Source organism: Metabacillus indicus, from assembly GCF_046603695.1.
Lineage (GTDB): Bacteria > Bacillota > Bacilli > Bacillales > Bacillaceae > Bacillus_P > Bacillus_P indicus.
The window spans coordinates 206,196-222,010 of record NZ_CP176757.1 but is presented as its reverse complement, the minus strand read 5'-3'; the positions used below and the strand labels follow the sequence as shown (position 1 = coordinate 222,010).

The window sequence follows — 15,815 nt, the reverse complement described above, 5'->3', positions numbered from 1 at the left end:
GTGAATATGCAGACTAGCTTGACGAGCTTTCAATTATTACTTGAGCTGCCGCATACTCCCTTGTGTGGGTTATGGACAGGTGCACGTAAAATCCTTTCATATCAGGCTTTACAATCATTGGCCTGCCAAATTCATCTCTTATAATTTCAATATCCTGAAAGCTGAGTGCACCGCCTATGCCGGTGCCCATTGCTTTTGAAAATGCTTCTTTGGCAGCAAATCTTCCTGCTGCGTACTCTGTTTTTCTTCTTCCGGAGTAAGAGTGATAGGCATCCTTTTCCCGGTCTGTCAGGATCCTGTCAATAAACTTCGGCTGCCTGAGAATCATTTTTCCGATCCGGTCTATTTCCGCAATATCAAGGCCGATTCCTTTGATCATTAAACCGCCTTCTTTCTTTCTGATGTGTTTGCCGCAGTGTACTAATATGCCGTCTATGCTCATAACCGTGGTAATATAGAAGAAGCCTATAGAATAGGAGACATGTTCTATGTTTACAAGATCTGAAGATTTCCGGACGTTCATTCGTCTGTATCCTGTTGTAACAGCCATTGTCTGTATCCAGGTGCTGATCTGGCTGCTGTTTTTACTGCCATTTCCTGAAATGACGTTCTTCTTTGCCTCTATTGTAGGGTACAACGGGGGCGTTGCCAATGGCGAATGGTGGCGGCTGATTACACCAATCTTCCTGCATGCAAACTTCGCCCACATTCTGTTTAACAGTGTGTCCATCATTCTCTTCGCGCCTGCCCTTGAGCGGATGCTTGGAAAAGCAAGGTTTCTTATCGCGTATCTTGCAACCGGAATGATCGCAAACCTTGCCACCTTTTTTGTCATTGAAGACTTAAGCTATACCCATGTTGGCGCGTCAGGCGCTATTTTCGGCCTGTTCGGGATTTACCTGTACATCGTTGTCTTCCGCAAAGACCTGATAGATTCATCAAACTCACAGCTGATCATCACGATTTTAGCTATTGGCATTGTGATGACCTTCATCAATACGAACATTAACATTATTGCCCATATTTTCGGTGCAGTAGGCGGCGCCCTGATTGCCCCTCTTTTTTTGAAGAGGCCGGGGCGTTAGCCGTATCCGTTGTTTACAGCAAGACGCCGTCCCATTAAAGGACGGCGTCTTTTCTTGCGCTTTTTTCATAAGAATACCATTCAAACATTTCCCCGGCATCTCTCAGGTCCACGCCTTTCACGTGAAAATGAGTGCCGCCGAAACCAGACGTAGTGGACGCCTGCATGGAAGCAAGCTCAAGCCGCTTTTGAAAATACGACTGTTTGCATTCCAGGACCTGGATTCTCTTTCTTTTAGCCAAATAAGTGGTTTTGACCACGGTCCGGGAGACAAGCGTGAGCTGGTCTCCCCTTATATTCCAGCCGCCGGAGCGAAACGCAGCAAGGCCTGCTGCCAATGCGGCAGGAATGGTTAAAAAGGCGAGATAGCCCCATGGCTCAAAGAAATAGCCGATGATGCAGGAGAGAATGACGAACGGGATGGTGTAGATAAGAAGATAGCCCCTCTTCGCTCTTTTAGACAGCGGAGTCAGCTGTTCCTCCATTGTATAGTCAGGCGCAAACTCCTTTAACATCTCTGCTATTTTTGCTTTTTTGATCAGCGGGAATAAGACGGCCGACATGTTTTGATTGCTTAAGCTGCCCCCCGCACTCAAAAGATGGACAGTAGCGTAGCCAAGCTTCTCCCTGATTGGATTTTCGCTGATTTTCACAGCCTGTATCCGCTCAAGCGGGATTGTAAGCTGGTGCTTTTCAAATAAACCTCTGGATATGATCAGGTCCTCATCTTTTTTAACGACCGTAAAGTTCGCAAACTTCAGGCACACCCCGATAATACTCAGAACCCAGGCGATCAAAAAAGCGAGAAATACGATAATGGCGTAAACCGTGATGCTGGCATCCGTTAAAAACGACACGCGGTTTATCAGCTTATCAAACGGAATCAGCTCGTCGAACTGGGAGATGAATGCAAAAGCGGCTGAGAGCACAACACCAATGCCGCTTGAGGTTGAAGCTGCCACAAGGAGCTCTTTCATGCCGATTTTATAAATAGATCCGCGCTCTTCAACCGGATTTTCCATCTCCGCTTCAGTTCCAGCTTCTTTTTTCCGCTCTGCCAGAGCCTCATTTATGCGGCGTGCTTCTTTTCGCGTCACGGCAGTCAGCACAGCCTCCGCTTCAATCCCTCCACCTGCTGTCTCGAGCTGGAGTTTAACAAGGCCGAACAGCTGCTGGACAATGCCGGCACTTTCGTTGGTGGACTGAATCCGCTCAACCGGTATGTATTTTTTCTTTTTCACAAAAAGACCGTATTCAATCCGAAGCTCATTCTCTTCAAATCTGTAGGTGTATTTCGTCCAGCTGATGATGCTGAATATGACCATGACCGACAGAACGACAGCAAGGCCGATGAAGAAATATAGCTTATAGTCATTCACAAAGAAAAGAACAACGAACGGAAACAGACCGTCTTTAAGCTGTTTAAAGAATGTCAGAATGGCTGCTGCGGGATGCAGTCTTTTCGGTTCAGACATCATCTTCTGTCACCCTCGCAAGCTTTGAGATGAAGTCGCGGAGCTGGTCCGCCTCCGCCACATCAAGTGCGGGTATTTCATGAACGGTCGCTGCCGTGCTCACCGTCACAGTTGCAAGGTCATGCTTCCTGAGCAGAGGTCCCTGCTTTGTGTTCACGTGCTGCACTCTTACCATCGGTACAATCACGCGTGTAACGATAAACAGCCCCGACTGAATATCAATTTCGTTCTCATGCACTTCATACCGCCATGTACGGTGCTGAATTTTCGGAGTGATAAAAATAAAAACAATTGAAAACACCAGCCAAAGTCCGAATGCAGCAATCGTGATCCAGATTGGAAAATCGAATGCATAAACCGCATAGGCAAGTCCCCCGGCTGCTGCCAGAAATATAATTGACTGAATAAGGGCAGAAAGCTTCCATACTTTTAAAGCCCGTTCACTGATCCTGTGCTTAGGTGCGTCTCTCATCTGTGTTCCCCCTAAATAAATCTCTCTTTTTATACGTTTATGAAATAGATATGTTTCACTTATTACTAAATGATTCCATATTTATTATAGCGGGATGCGGGGAACTTGAACAGAAACAGCACTAGCGGATATAAAAAGAAGCTCCGTCAATCTTTTCCACATTCGGATAGGCGCACATCTTGTCCATCAATGCAAAAAGAGCATCATCCTTCTTCTTTGCTTCAATCATACAGTCAATCTGGGGCACGCTCCCTTTGATTTCAGACAAAAACGCCATGAACAGCTCGGGGTCAACGTATTCCGCATGGGCATTGAACTCACTTTCGCTGCGAGGGCTTGAGATATGCATTTTAACCGGGAGAGGCGACTGCTCCCAGCTCGCTGTCACCCTGTCCCAGTGACTCCTCCAGTCTGAATCCTTTTCTTGATTTGCGAGATGGTGGTGATAGTCAAACACGAGCGGAATGGCAAGCTTTTCGCATAAATACAATGTATCCTGCAGAGTGAAAACGGTATCATCATTTTCAAGTATCAGCATTTCCTGGAGCTTTACAGGCACATACCCCCAGTTATGAATGAACTGCTCGAGCGCTTTTTCCTTGTTGCTGTATGCCCCTCCCACATGAATGACACATCTGTGCTCATGCGGGACACCCATCCCTCTTAGAAGAGCCTCATGCATGCTCAGTGTTCTGAGTGACGTATTCATAATCTCAGGTTTAGGCGAATTAAGAAGAACAAAATGATCAGGGTGAAAATCAACCCTCATCCCTGTTTTTTGGATCCAGCTGCCAAGCTCCTGAAGCGGCTCCTTCAAGTCCCGCAAATAATGAAAATCCTTCACTTCAGGGTGATTGGCAAGCGGAATGAGCTTTGAGCTGAATCTGAAAAAGCGGATATCATTCCCCGTATTGTGCTTGAGAATTCTAAGGCAATTTGCAAGGTTTGAGGCGGAAATTCTGGCCAGCTTTTCGATGGCCGCTTCTCTGTCCTGCAGTCGCTGAAATTGAGCGAACGTCATTGTTTGCGACGGGGAGCAATTGGTTAAATTCACACTCATGGCTACATAGCCAAGCCGGACAATGGTCAAAAAGAACACCTTCTTTTCCTGTTTTGGTTTAGGGTTCCCATTTCCGGATGCGATTACTTTTTTGAATGCAAAAAACGCACTGTGCAGGAAGCACAGTGCGTTTAACTTTGTATTAGTTAGATGATGATGAAGAGTTTGAATAACGGCGTTTTCCGCTGTTATTGTTCGGCTTTCCGCCCTGCTGTCCGTAAGAACGCTTGTTGTTCTTATTGTAAGGACGCTGGCCGTCTCTTCTGCCGCCGCCGCTGCGGTTGCTTGAAGAAGATGATGAGCGTTTGCCGCCTCCGCGCTTGTAAAGCGGAGATTCTTCTGTCAGGTTAACCGGAGTCTGGTTCGGCTCTTTCGTCATAAGCTTGATCGCTGCTGCAAGAACAGAAACTTGATCGAACTCTTCAAGCAAAGCTTCAGCTGTGCGCTTGTAGAATGATAAGTTGTTGTCAGCGATAGCTTGACGGATTTTATCAACAGATACAGATTGCTGGCCTTCAAGAGCCTCATCAAGAGTCGGAGCCTTCATGCGGTCCATTTTGCGCTTCGTTGTGCGCTCGATGATTTTCAGCATATCCTGTTCTCTTGGCGTTACGAATGTCATCGCAGCTCCTGTTTTACCTGCACGTCCAGTACGGCCGATACGGTGTACATAGCTTTCAGGATCTTGAGGAACATCGAAGTTGTAAACGTGAGTAACACCAGAGATGTCAAGTCCGCGGGCAGCAACGTCTGTCGCTACAAGCACTTCAATCGCACCTTCTTTGAATTTGCGAAGTGCAGACATACGCTTAGCTTGAGTAAGGTCGCCGTGAATTCCTTCAGCAGCATAGCCTCTTAGCATTAGTGCTTCAGAAAGCTCATCTACTCTGCGCTTTGTGCGTCCGAAAACAATCGCAAGTTCAGGTGACTGGATGTCAAGAAGACGTGTAAGCACATCAAACTTTTTCTTCTCCTGTACTTCGATGAAGAATTGCTGAATATTTGTAACGGTCATTTCTTTCGCTTTTACTTTTACGATCTCAGGGTTCGTCATGAACTTTTCAGCAATGCGTCTGATCGGATCAGGCATTGTAGCTGAGAAAAGCAAAGTTTGGTGCTCTGATGGCACATTTGAAAGAATGTTCTCAATGTCTTCGATGAATCCCATGTTCAGCATTTCGTCCGCTTCGTCCATAACAACAGTCTGAACATCAGATAATTTCAATGTTTTACGGTTAATATGGTCAATTAGACGGCCTGGAGTTCCAACGATGATGTGAGGGAATTTCTTTAATGAGCGGATCTGGCGGTTAATGTCCTGTCCACCGTAGATCGGAAGTACACGTACGCGTTTTGATGAACCGATTTTGTAAAGCTCTTCTGATACCTGGATAGCAAGTTCACGGGTCGGTGCAATGATGATTCCCTGGATCTTATCTTGTTTAACGTCGATCTTTTCGATAAGAGGAATACCGAATGCAGCTGTTTTCCCTGTACCTGTTTGCGCCTGGCCGATTACATCTTTATTTTGAAGCCCAAGCGGAATCGTTTGTGCCTGAATTGGTGTAGCTTCTTCAAATCCCATGCGGTTAATGGCGTCCATTAATAATGGGCTGATACCTAGTTCTTGAAACGTAATTGTCAATTTGTTCTACTCCTTTTAATCCTTATAGCTTCACAGACTTTCATGTATGGTGAAACAAAAAACGCCCCATCGGGCAAAACGTTAGCTTATAAAAGCCCGTAAACACTTAAATTCAATCATATCACTTTTTATATACTTTTACAACAAGGCGTATTATTTCACACTTGTCTTAGTCTGTGCCATTAAGAAATTTTCTATCACTTCTGCAAGCTCCGGAAACTCTTCCCCGTGGCAGATCAGATGCTTCGAACACGGCATAAAGCAAAGCTCCTTCTGCCTTGAACGGACTTTTTCATAAATATAAACAGCGCTTTTGACAGGCACCATTCCGTCACATTCTCCCTGAACAATCAGTACAGGTATAGTTATTTTCTCCAATAATGGACGAATATACCTGACGAGCTTCCTGAATTGCAGAGCTGCAGCAATCGGCGTTTCCATCACTTTTTTTCTGTATCTGATAAAAAGTTCATTCTTTGCGCCTTCTCCCCGGATGGCATCTGCAAGCAGCCCTTTCACATCAAGCAGCATCTGGCGAGGATTTAAGTAATGTGCAGCTGCACTAAGCAGCACAAGCTTTTCAACCGGATACCTCGAGGCCAAATACGCTGCAATCAAGCCGCCCATTGAAAAGCCTATGATATAGACCTCGGAACATTCTTCAAGCAAATCCCTGAGCTCATTTTCAGCGTGCGCAATCCATTCGCTGAATTCGATCCCCTTCAGGCTCGGCGTTTCTCCGTGACCCGGAAGCGTCGGCGTCTTCAGCACCCAGTCCGTCCGTTCCTGCAAATAGCTGACGAGAGGCTCCACTTCATAAGGAGCTCCAGTAAAACCGTGTATACAAAGGCATCCTTTCATATCACTCTCTCCCGAATGAACATATTTTTATACCGGGTTTTAAAAATAAGAGGATTGAAAAAAAAGAACCCGGGTATATAAAAAGTACCCTGGGTTACTATATTTCAAAACAAAAAGGAGCGTTCATCATGACCGTATTAAAAAACAGTGCATATGAAGTTGTAAGTGAGCTTACGCCGTATTCCATCGGTGTCGGACTTGTCGTACTCGTTATCTCTCCATTTATTTTCTGAACGTCATGGACCAAGGTCCTTCCCTCTTTCTTTTCGTGTTTCTCTGACAGACAAAAGAAGGACCGGCTGCTTTATTTCATAATTAGAGAAGAGCTTGAACAACCTCTTCAAGCTTCATTCCGCGCGAGGCTTTTACAAGAACAAGATCTCCCGCTTTCGCCGTCTGCTTCAGACTTTTAATGAGCTCCTGCTTATCCTGGTAGACGTGAATCACTCCGTCATCAAGATTCTTTCTTGCCCCTTCGGCTATTTCTGCCCCAAGATTACCGTATGTGAAAAGATGCTGCGTTTCGGCTGCATCGATTGTTTCGCCAACTTCACGGTGAAATTGAACCTGCATGTCATCCCCAAGCTCGAGAATATCTCCAAGAACAAGAATTTTCCGGCTGTATCCGTCCAAGTCGCCCGCAAGCCTGATGGCAGCTTTCATAGATGTCGGGCTTGCATTATAGGCATCATTGATAACGGCAAGGCCGCCTTCTGTTTTCGTCAATTCAAGGCGCATGCCCGTCATTTGAATATTCTTCAGCCCTTCGCTGATTTTCTCCTCTGTCACGCCAAGGAATTCAGCTGCAGCAATGGCAGCGAGAGCATTCCCGACATTATGCTTTCCAAGCACAGGCAGGAACAGTTCTTCCCCGCGTCCGCGAATGGTAAAAAACGTGCCTTTTTCTGTGTGTCTGATTCCCTCGGGAGAATACGTGTTTTCAGCAGAAGCTCCGAATGAAACCTTTTTATATGAAGCGTTCTGAACACGCTCTTCAAGCAGAGGCTCTTCCCCGTCATAGATCAGCACACCTTGGGGTTTGAGGCCGCTGACAATTTCAAGCTTCGCTTTTGCGATTCCTTCTCTTGAGCCCAGATTCATCATGTGGGATTCCCCTATGTTGGTAATGATCGCAGCATCCGGCTTTGCAAGATTTGAAAGCAGTTCAATTTCCCCGAAGTTGCTCATGCCCATTTCAAGCACAGCTACCTCAGTATCTTCCGTCATGCTGAGAATCGTAAGAGGCATGCCGATATGGTTGTTGAAATTCCCCTGCGTTTTGTGGACACGGTACGTTGTTGAAAGCAGTGCTGCCACCATATCTTTAGTGGTTGTCTTTCCATTGCTTCCTGTCACGCCTACAACTTTCAGGTTCAGCTGGTCAAGGTAGCTGCTTGCAAGGGTTTGAAGAGCTTCCAATGTGTCTTCAACCAGAATGACGGCACCTGAAGGAGGGTTCGGTTTTGAACGGTTCCAAAGAGTGGCCGCCGCTCCATCAGCAAGAGCCTTTTCGGCGAAATGATGGCCGTCGAAGTTTTCTCCGGCTATCGGCACAAACAGCGTGCCTGCTTCAATCTTTCTGGAATCCGTTGTAATGCCGTGGATCATGGTGTTTTCATGTTGGGGCGCAAGGCCTGATCCTCCCGCCATTGTCTGAATGTCGCGTAAAGAACGTTTAATCATGCGCTGTAATCTCCCTTCTTTTATGTAAACTTTGTTCAAGCCTTCTGGACAATGAATAAGAAACACTATTCTTTAATGAATAGTGTTTCCAGGCTTTCCTTAAAACGTGTGTTTAATTTGCTGCTTGCCTTCGTGGCGTTCAAGGGCAAGCTCGACAAGACGCCCGATAAGCTCAGGGTACTCAACGCCTGTATGCTTCCAAAGAAGCGGGAACATGCTGTATGGCGTGAATCCCGGCATTGTGTTCACTTCGTTGATCAGCGCTTTTCCGTCTTCTGTCAGGAAAAAGTCTGCGCGTACAAGTCCTGATCCGTCGATTGCCTTAAAGGATTTAATGGCAAGCTCTTTAATCAGTTCATATTCTTCTTCCGTAACCTGCGCAGGAATCATCATGTCCGTGTCGCCGTCTTCGTATTTCGCTTTATAATCATAGAATTCTTTTTTAGGAGCAACTTCACCGACAACCGAACAGATCGGCTCATCATTTCCGATGACGCCGATTTCAATCTCGCGTCCGATGATGCCTTCTTCAATGATGATCTTACGGTCATAATCAAATGCCTCTGCGAATGCTTTTTCAAGTGACGCACGGTCTTTGCATTTGCTGATGCCGACACTTGAGCCCAGATTGGCAGGCTTAACAAAGCAAGGATAACCAAGCTCCTGCTCCACTTTATCGTAAGCTTCTTCAGGCGCCTTTTTCCACTCGCTCTTAATGTAGGAAACATAGTTAGCCTGCTCAAGTCCTGCCTGGGCAAACAAGTTTTTCATGATCACTTTATCCATTCCTGCTGCAGACGCAAGGACACCGTTTCCGACATACGGAAGGTTCAGAAGCTCAAGCATGCCCTGAACAGTGCCGTCTTCACCGTTCGGTCCGTGAAGAAGCGGGAATACTACATCAATTTGTTCGTTCGTTTCATCTGCTTTTGCAGGGAAAAGATCCTGATTGAGCGCAACCGGAGAAACCGCTGTGCCATTTTGGCTGAACTGAAGCTCAGCAGGTGAAGCTGCCGGCTCAGTAAGCTTGGGTCCGCGGAACCATTCGCCTTTTTCGGAAATGTAGATCGGATGTATATCAAATTTATTCGTATCAAGTGCTTTTATAACAGCAAGTGCCGTCTGCAGGGAAACCTGATGCTCTGCGGACTTGCCTCCATATAATAATCCAACTTTAATTTTCATGCGGATATCCCCCTAAGAAAAGTTCATCTCTACTATATTATCACTTTCGGCCCAAATTGTTATAGCCCATCATGGATTTCTTTATAACATTCGGGCAAAGGCACAATTTGCGTCCTTTAAAGGCGTTTCCAATTTCAGTAAGGCAGGCGATGTAAGCGCGTTTGTCTTTATCCTGTTTTTTGCCGGCAATCATTGCGCACTTTTTCATGCATCAGGCATTTCCTGCATGCAAAACACCTGTTTTGTATTAAAATAAGGGCAAGGAGGTCTGATTCATGAAACCAATTACATCAGAAGAACAGTTCCAAACATTAATTACCCAAGATCAAGAGGTGCTAATCAAATTTTTCGCAGACTGGTGCCCTGACTGTACAAGAATGAATATGTTTATCGGCGAAATTATGGAATCCTATTCCTCATATGAATGGTATGAAATCAATAAAGATGAGTTCCCTGAAATTGCAGAGAAGTACCAGGTTATGGGGATTCCGAGCATCCTGATTTTTAAAAACGGCGAGAAGCTCGGACACCTTCACAGTGCGAATGCAAAGACTCCCGACCAGGTGACGGAGTTCCTTCAGGAGAAGCTGGGCTGATTTTTTAGAATTGACATACTAATCAAATTATTTTATGATACAACTAATTTCATACGTTTCTTATCAAGAGAGGTGGAGGGATATGGCCCTTTGAAGCCTCGGCAACGGATCTGACAGCAGAAACCGTGCCAATTCCAGCAAACAGTTTGTTTGAAAGATGAGAGCTAGAACTTGCACAGCAGAACCAGCCTCTCTTGTCTAACAAGAGGGGCTTTTTTATGCAGATTAGAGAGGGGATTCCGCAATGAAATACGGTTTTTGGCTGCCAATCTTCGGGGGATGGCTCAGAAATGTAGAAGATGAAAAAATGCCTCCTACTTACGCCTACGCAAAGGAAGTTATCCAAAAAGCAGAGGAGTGGGGCTACGACACCACCCTTATCGCCGAGCTTTACTTAAATGATATTAAGGGACCTGAGCATGATTCGCTTGAAGCCTGGACGACTGCTGCCGCTCTTGCCGCCGTCACAGAGAAAATTGAAATTATGACAGCAGTCAGACCCGGCTTCCACAACCCTGCTGTCACGGCAAAGATGGCAGCAAACATTGACCACATCAGCAATGGGCGGTTTACCCTGAACGTTGTTTCCGCCTGGTGGGAAGAAGAGGCACGGCAGTACGGCGGCATTTTTACAGAGCACGACGCGCGCTACGACCGGACCGAAGAATTTATTGAAGTCCTGAAGGGGCTTTGGGAAAAAGAAACGTTTACGTATCAGGGAAGGTTTTATGACCTGATGAATGCCCGCCTTTCACCGAAGCCGGTGCAAAAGCCTAATCCAATTCTCTATGCAGGAGGAGAAAGTCCGCGCGGAAAAGAAACGATCGCTGAGCATTGCGATGCTTATGTGATGCACGGGGGAACGGCAGACGAAATCAAAACGAAGATTGACGGCATGAAGCAGCTGCGGGCAGCACGCGGAAAAGAGCCCTTTCAATCGTTCGGAATGGCTGCCTACATCATCTGCCGGGATACCGAAGAAGAAGTGCAGCAGGAGCTGAAGCGGATAACAGATGTTAAAGAATCTTCCGCCTATGCAGGTTACAAAGACTTCACGACGAAATCCCAGCTTGAACAAAAGCTTGAGCTCTATGACTATTCGGTTTCAAACCGCGGGCTTCGTCCAAATTTGATTGGCACTCCTGAGCAGATTGCTGACAAGATCCTTGAGTATGAAGAGGCAGGACTTGATTTACTCCTCCTCCAGTTCTCGCCGCAGCTTGAAGAAATGGAGCGCTTTTCATTACAGGTCATGCCGCTTGTGGAAAAGAAACGGAAAGAAAGCACGTTTTCATCGTTAACTTGATTGATTGACGCAGAAAAACGCTTGGATCTTATTTGCCAAGCGTTTTGTGCGTTATTTTCAATTTAGCACTTAACGTACCCGTTCCCTTGCGCTCCAGTCACTTGCTTTCCGCGGGGAGTGCCTGGAGCCTCCTCGCTGCGCTTGCGGGGTCTCCAGCGCCCTCTTCATCCCCAGAAAAGCGGAAGCGCCCGTTTTGCTCCGGCAGTCAGATAAGAAATCACCCGAAAAGTCCGGTTTTGACTTTTTGGGGGATTTTGTTCTGACAGAGGAGCCTGAGCGCTGCAGCTGGACAAGGAGTCAAGTGCCTTCCGATTCAGTCCACTTTATTTTCTGGATGTATTGGCTAAAAACTGTAATCAATCAACTGTCAGCAAAAACCACCGAGGCACCAATTTTCCGGGACTTTAACCAGTACCGCCCTTCAGCCCTCTTCCCTTTTCATCATTCCGGTTTTACAGCTTCAAACGTAATCGTCTGCCGGTCATGCTCCGGTGCTGCTCCATATGTATAGTCCGCAGAAATTACAATGTCTGTAAAGCCGAGGCGTTCTAGTACCAGCTTAAATTCCTTCACTCCGTACCACCTCATGGCAAACCTCTGCAGCTCGGTTTCTGAAAGCTTTCCGTCTTTCCACTTTTCATACTTCAGATAGGTCACGGAATACTGCTCAAGCACGCTGTACTCAACCTGCTTTGCCTCCATTGTGATGATGTGCTGATCGGGCGTTTCCCACATGCTGGTGAACACCTGATTCAGCTGCTTTTCCGGCTGCAGGTCAAGATCCAGAATAAGTCTGCCGCCCTCTGTTAAATGCTCATAAAAATTCTTCAGCGCATGAACAGATTCCCTCCGGTCTTCAATCAGCAGAAATGTGCCTGCAGGCAAAATAATCGCCTCGAATTTGCCCGGAAGCTTAAATTCACTCATGCTTGCTTCTGTGAGCACTGGACGAAGTCCCCTTTCCTCACATCGCTTCCGGCATGAATCAAGCATATACGCAGAGTTATCTAAGCCTTCAATGGCGAATCCATCCTCGAGCAAAGGAATGTACACTCTTCCGGACCCCGCACCCGGCTCAAGGATTCTCCCCTTCACTTCACGCAGACGTTCCCGGTAAAACTCAAGATCGCCAAAGGAATGGCCCACCGGCTTGTCTAAATCATATACTTCTGTTGCTAGCTTGCTGTACTGGCTGAACATTCATATCCCCCTTGCCGCGCATTCTACTATTATTAATAGCCCTAAACGCATCCAACATACATTTAATCAAACGTTTGTTTAATTCGCTTAGATTCTCTTTTCTCCTGCTTCATTTTTTTTCATTAAATAATAGCCAATGCCTGCAAGCGTCATAATGAGAATCATCGGCAGCACGTACGGCTCTGCATTTTCTTTGATCTGTGTCCAGTTTGTGCCAAGCTGAATGCCCATATATAAAAAGAAAACAGTCCAGGGAATCATGGCTGCAGCCGTGTATACGGTGAATCTCCATAGCGGCATTTTCCCAATCCCGGCAGGAATGGAGATGGCATGCCTCACAACTGGGATAAATCTTGCCGTGAAAATAACGCCCGCTCCGTATTTTTCAAACCATTTTTCAGATAGATCCAGATGGTGGCTGCTGATGAAAAGATATTTTCCAAACTTCTCAAGAAAAGGTCTTCCTCCGTAATACCCCATCCAATAAAGAAAAAGCTGCGCTAAGGTTCCGCCGACAACTCCGGCGATGACAGCTCCTGTAAAGTCTACCCGGCCGAGTGAAATCAAATATCCTCCGTAGCCAAGCACAATTTCACTCGGAATGATTTCAATCATCAAACCGAGCGCAATCCCGTAATAACCAAGATCTGCAAGCGTCTCAAGCAGTGAGTAAATTAGCTCCTTCATAATGGCTCCTTTTCTCTTCATATTTCAGCAGCCTGTGCGGCCAAGCCTTTCACACATATATATGCTTGTTCCTCTTCCTCTAATCTCTTAAAAACTGAAAAAAGCAAACCGGAAACGGTCTGCTTTCTCTTTATCTTGTCATCACCGATTTGGCAGCGGCACCTATGAGAATAAACCATCCTAACACTAATAGAAGTGCTCCAACCCCCATCAGGCCTCCGTGGTATGCAAGCGCCTGTTCTCCTCCAAATTTGAATATTACTGCGATAAATTCATCCCGAACGGCCGGAATAAACAGAAGGACTGCAGCAAGACCAATAGCAGCATATCCGCCAAGGAGGCCAAAGCGGTAAAAAATACTTCCAAGCACAAAGAACATGGCCTGAAGAAAGAAGCAAATGGCAGTATCCACATAAAAATTCGTCAAATACGGGAACTCACTTTCAAGGATCATCGATAGGTAGAACAATTTCAGCTCGCCTGGTCCAAAGGCTTCCATCGCTTCGAGCACCATAATCAATACCGTATGGGAAGCAGCCATAAACAATGCAAGCATCAGCAGGAACAAGCTTGTCGTCACATAATAATTCCGTCTTGTCGCACCCATTTTGATGCTGAACGGATACGTTTCTTTTACTGTCAGGAAACCGGCAATCGAGCTGAAAATGTAAACGGCCATTCCGCTTGAAACCGTCAAATTGCCTCCAGCTGATAACTGAATTCCGTAGGATAAAGCCATACATGCAATGAGAATACTCCAGAAGATCGTAAGGGAATTACGGATGTCCAATACTTCAAACAACAGTATGCCGCGGCACTGTCTGATCATGCTGATACCCCGCCTTTCGTTTTTTCTGTCAAGTAAACCATCAATTCCTGCACAGGCACATGCTCTACTTTGAGTCCTGCTTTTTGTGCCTCTGATTTGCTTTCCCCGTACAGCACCGCCTGTTCCATGCTGCCGAATGCTTTGCGGTGAATGACATTCTTTCCTGCTGTAAATGCGGATACATCTGATCTTGGGCCGTTTACGATAAACGACTCCTCACGCAGCTCATCGGCATTTTTCTGCATCAAAAGCTTTCCGTCCGAAACAATCAGCACTTCTTCAAGCAGCCTGCTGACTTCATCGATAAGGTGTGTGGAAAGGATGAACGTTCTTTCCTGGACCTCATATTCCTCCAGCAGAAGATCATAAAACCGGCTTCTGGCTGCAGCATCAAGGCCGATATACGGTTCATCGAAGATGGTGATAGGCGAGCGGCTTGCGAGTCCTACTGTGATTCCGAGCGCAGACTCCATTCCTTTTGACAGGGATTTAACTTTCATTTTCTTATCCAGTGAAAATTCCTCAAGGAGTTTTTCAGCTGTTTCAAGGCTCCAGTTCGGGTAAAAGTACCCGGCAAACTTGAAGATGTCGCCGATTTTCATTCCCTTTTTAAAATTTTCGCTTTCATTGATAAGGCAGATCGATTCTGTAATTGCCTGATTTTCAAACGGCTTCTGGCCGCCGATCAGAACCTCGCCGCCATCAGGCATGACCTGCCCTGCAAGAATTTGCATCAGCGTGGTTTTGCCTGCTCCATTTCTGCCGAGAAGGCCGTAGATTTTATTCCCTTCAAGTTGCATTGTAATGGCGTCCAATGCTTTCTTTTTCCCATATTCTTTTGTTAACCCCGTGATGCTAACGTTCATTTGCTCCGCCCCCTTTTTCAAGCATTTCTTTCAAATCGCTCACACTGATATTCAGCTTTTGCGCCTCGGATTTCAGCGGCAGGATATAGGCTTCAAAAAACTGCTCCTTGCGCTGATGAACCAGCTTGCTCTTTGCCCCGTCTGCTACAAACATCCCAATTCCCCTTTTCTTAAAAAGAATGCCCTTTTCAACCAGCTGATTAATTCCTTTTGCTGCAGTTGCAGGATTGATCTGATAGTGCGCTGCAAATTCATTCGTTGACGGCACCCTTTCTCCTTCCTGCACTAAGCCATTGATGATATCGTCTTCAACCTGTTCTGCAATCTGCTGAAATATCGGCCTGTCAGTGTCTAAAAATGGATTCATGTGACTGACCCCTCTTCCTGTCTGTTCATTGGTTAGTTACTTATGTAATTAACTATATATCCTATTGGCAATCATTGTCAAACTTATTTGTAAACTTTTTCAATAAATATAGGCAAAAAAAAGAAACGGAGGCATTTGCCATCCGTTTCTTTTATGCGTCTTTGAATGTTACGTTCGTTACCTTTTTCGTCTTTTCGCTGTACTCCACATAGACGAAAATCTCAAACGTTTTGCCCCGCTCCTTAAGAACAAGCTTGAAGGTTTCTGTTGAGATGATGCCTTTTGTCTTCTTCCCGACATGAAGATAATCGGTGATCTGTGCACCGGGGTATTTTTCCATCGTTTTTTTCATAGCTACTCTTCCGTACTCTTCGTACGACTGAACGTGAGCTTCAGCCGAGGCTTGAGTCTGTTCCTGAACAAGAACGGCCGGAAGACATAGAAGCAGAAGAATAAGGATCCGGTTCATGTGCAGCACCCGCTTTCTTTTTCTCATAGG

General features: G+C 46.0%; 17 protein-coding genes and 1 riboswitch. Of the genes, 3 read left to right on the top strand and 14 right to left on the bottom strand.

Annotation, left to right across the window (positions count from 1 at the left end; all coding sequences use genetic code 11):
- Positions 1–13: 13 nt before the first annotated feature.
- Entirely contained in the window at positions 14–379 is a 366-nt protein-coding gene (gene acpS / locus ACK1LH_RS01265) for a holo-ACP synthase (protein WP_029286384.1), read from the bottom strand.
- A 109-nt stretch (positions 380–488) separates the two neighbouring features.
- On the opposite strand from acpS, the gene ACK1LH_RS01260 reads away from it, so the two are divergent.
- Positions 489–1,085, top strand: coding sequence for a rhomboid family intramembrane serine protease (locus ACK1LH_RS01260; RefSeq protein WP_203289360.1), 597 nt, complete (start codon positions 489–491; stop codon positions 1,083–1,085).
- Positions 1,086–1,119: 34 nt separating this feature from the next.
- Here the strand turns inward: ACK1LH_RS01260 and ACK1LH_RS01255 are convergent, their stop codons facing one another.
- The 7 genes from ACK1LH_RS01255 to ACK1LH_RS01225 all read right to left on the bottom strand — a co-directional run bounded on the left by ACK1LH_RS01255 (position 1,120) and on the right by ACK1LH_RS01225 (position 9,465).
- The gene (locus ACK1LH_RS01255; RefSeq protein WP_203289359.1) at positions 1,120–2,562 is read right to left on the bottom strand and encodes a PH domain-containing protein; all 1,443 of its coding nucleotides are present in this window, start codon (positions 2,560–2,562) and stop codon (positions 1,120–1,122) included.
- Entirely contained in the window at positions 2,552–3,031 is a 480-nt protein-coding gene (locus ACK1LH_RS01250; protein ID WP_029286390.1) for a PH domain-containing protein, read from the bottom strand. The genes ACK1LH_RS01255 and ACK1LH_RS01250 overlap by 11 nt, the downstream gene beginning before the upstream one ends.
- 121 nt (positions 3,032–3,152) lie before the next feature.
- A complete protein-coding gene (uvsE, locus tag ACK1LH_RS01245) occupies positions 3,153–4,121 on the bottom strand; it encodes a UV DNA damage repair endonuclease UvsE (RefSeq protein WP_203289358.1) in 969 nt (322 codons plus the stop codon).
- A gap of 112 nt (positions 4,122–4,233) precedes the next feature.
- The gene (gene cshA, locus ACK1LH_RS01240) at positions 4,234–5,736 is read right to left on the bottom strand and encodes a degradosome RNA helicase CshA (protein ID WP_029286394.1); all 1,503 of its coding nucleotides are present in this window, start codon (positions 5,734–5,736) and stop codon (positions 4,234–4,236) included.
- 153 nt (positions 5,737–5,889) lie between these two features.
- Positions 5,890–6,597: an alpha/beta hydrolase gene (locus tag ACK1LH_RS01235; RefSeq protein WP_029286396.1), complete on the bottom strand. Its 708-nt coding sequence runs from the start codon at positions 6,595–6,597 to the stop codon at positions 5,890–5,892.
- A gap of 315 nt (positions 6,598–6,912) precedes the next feature.
- Positions 6,913–8,280, bottom strand: coding sequence for a UDP-N-acetylmuramoyl-tripeptide--D-alanyl-D-alanine ligase (locus ACK1LH_RS01230; protein WP_411334295.1), 1,368 nt, complete (start codon positions 8,278–8,280; stop codon positions 6,913–6,915).
- Positions 8,281–8,379: 99 nt separating this feature from the next.
- Positions 8,380–9,465: a D-alanine--D-alanine ligase gene (locus ACK1LH_RS01225; protein ID WP_203289356.1), complete on the bottom strand. Its 1,086-nt coding sequence runs from the start codon at positions 9,463–9,465 to the stop codon at positions 8,380–8,382.
- Between the two features lie 275 nt (positions 9,466–9,740).
- On the opposite strand from ACK1LH_RS01225, the gene ACK1LH_RS01220 reads away from it, so the two are divergent.
- Both ACK1LH_RS01220 and ACK1LH_RS01215 read left to right on the top strand, forming a co-directional pair.
- On the top strand, positions 9,741–10,061 hold the full coding sequence (locus ACK1LH_RS01220) for a thioredoxin family protein (RefSeq protein WP_029286402.1): 321 nt from the start codon (positions 9,741–9,743) through the stop codon (positions 10,059–10,061).
- Between the two features lie 57 nt (positions 10,062–10,118).
- Positions 10,119–10,225, top strand: a riboswitch (SAM riboswitch).
- A gap of 80 nt (positions 10,226–10,305) precedes the next feature.
- Entirely contained in the window at positions 10,306–11,367 is a 1,062-nt protein-coding gene (locus ACK1LH_RS01215; RefSeq protein ID WP_411334294.1) for an LLM class flavin-dependent oxidoreductase, read from the top strand.
- A gap of 441 nt (positions 11,368–11,808) precedes the next feature.
- Here the strand turns inward: ACK1LH_RS01215 and ACK1LH_RS01210 are convergent, their stop codons facing one another.
- The 6 genes from ACK1LH_RS01210 to ACK1LH_RS01185 form a co-directional block, all read right to left on the bottom strand.
- The gene (locus ACK1LH_RS01210) at positions 11,809–12,567 is read right to left on the bottom strand and encodes a class I SAM-dependent methyltransferase (RefSeq protein WP_411334293.1); all 759 of its coding nucleotides are present in this window, start codon (positions 12,565–12,567) and stop codon (positions 11,809–11,811) included.
- Between the two features lie 87 nt (positions 12,568–12,654).
- A complete protein-coding gene (locus ACK1LH_RS01205) occupies positions 12,655–13,254 on the bottom strand; it encodes a DedA family protein (protein WP_029566331.1) in 600 nt (199 codons plus the stop codon).
- A gap of 130 nt (positions 13,255–13,384) precedes the next feature.
- On the bottom strand, positions 13,385–14,083 hold the full coding sequence (locus ACK1LH_RS01200) for a hypothetical protein (RefSeq protein WP_411334292.1): 699 nt from the start codon (positions 14,081–14,083) through the stop codon (positions 13,385–13,387).
- On the bottom strand, positions 14,080–14,949 hold the full coding sequence (locus tag ACK1LH_RS01195; RefSeq protein WP_411334291.1) for an ABC transporter ATP-binding protein: 870 nt from the start codon (positions 14,947–14,949) through the stop codon (positions 14,080–14,082). The genes ACK1LH_RS01200 and ACK1LH_RS01195 overlap by 4 nt, the downstream gene beginning before the upstream one ends.
- Entirely contained in the window at positions 14,939–15,316 is a 378-nt protein-coding gene (locus ACK1LH_RS01190; RefSeq protein WP_029286288.1) for a GntR family transcriptional regulator, read from the bottom strand. The genes ACK1LH_RS01195 and ACK1LH_RS01190 overlap by 11 nt, the downstream gene beginning before the upstream one ends.
- Positions 15,317–15,467: 151 nt before the next feature.
- Positions 15,468–15,785, bottom strand: coding sequence for a DUF3889 domain-containing protein (locus ACK1LH_RS01185; RefSeq protein ID WP_029286286.1), 318 nt, complete (start codon positions 15,783–15,785; stop codon positions 15,468–15,470).
- Positions 15,786–15,815: the final 30 nt, after the last annotated feature.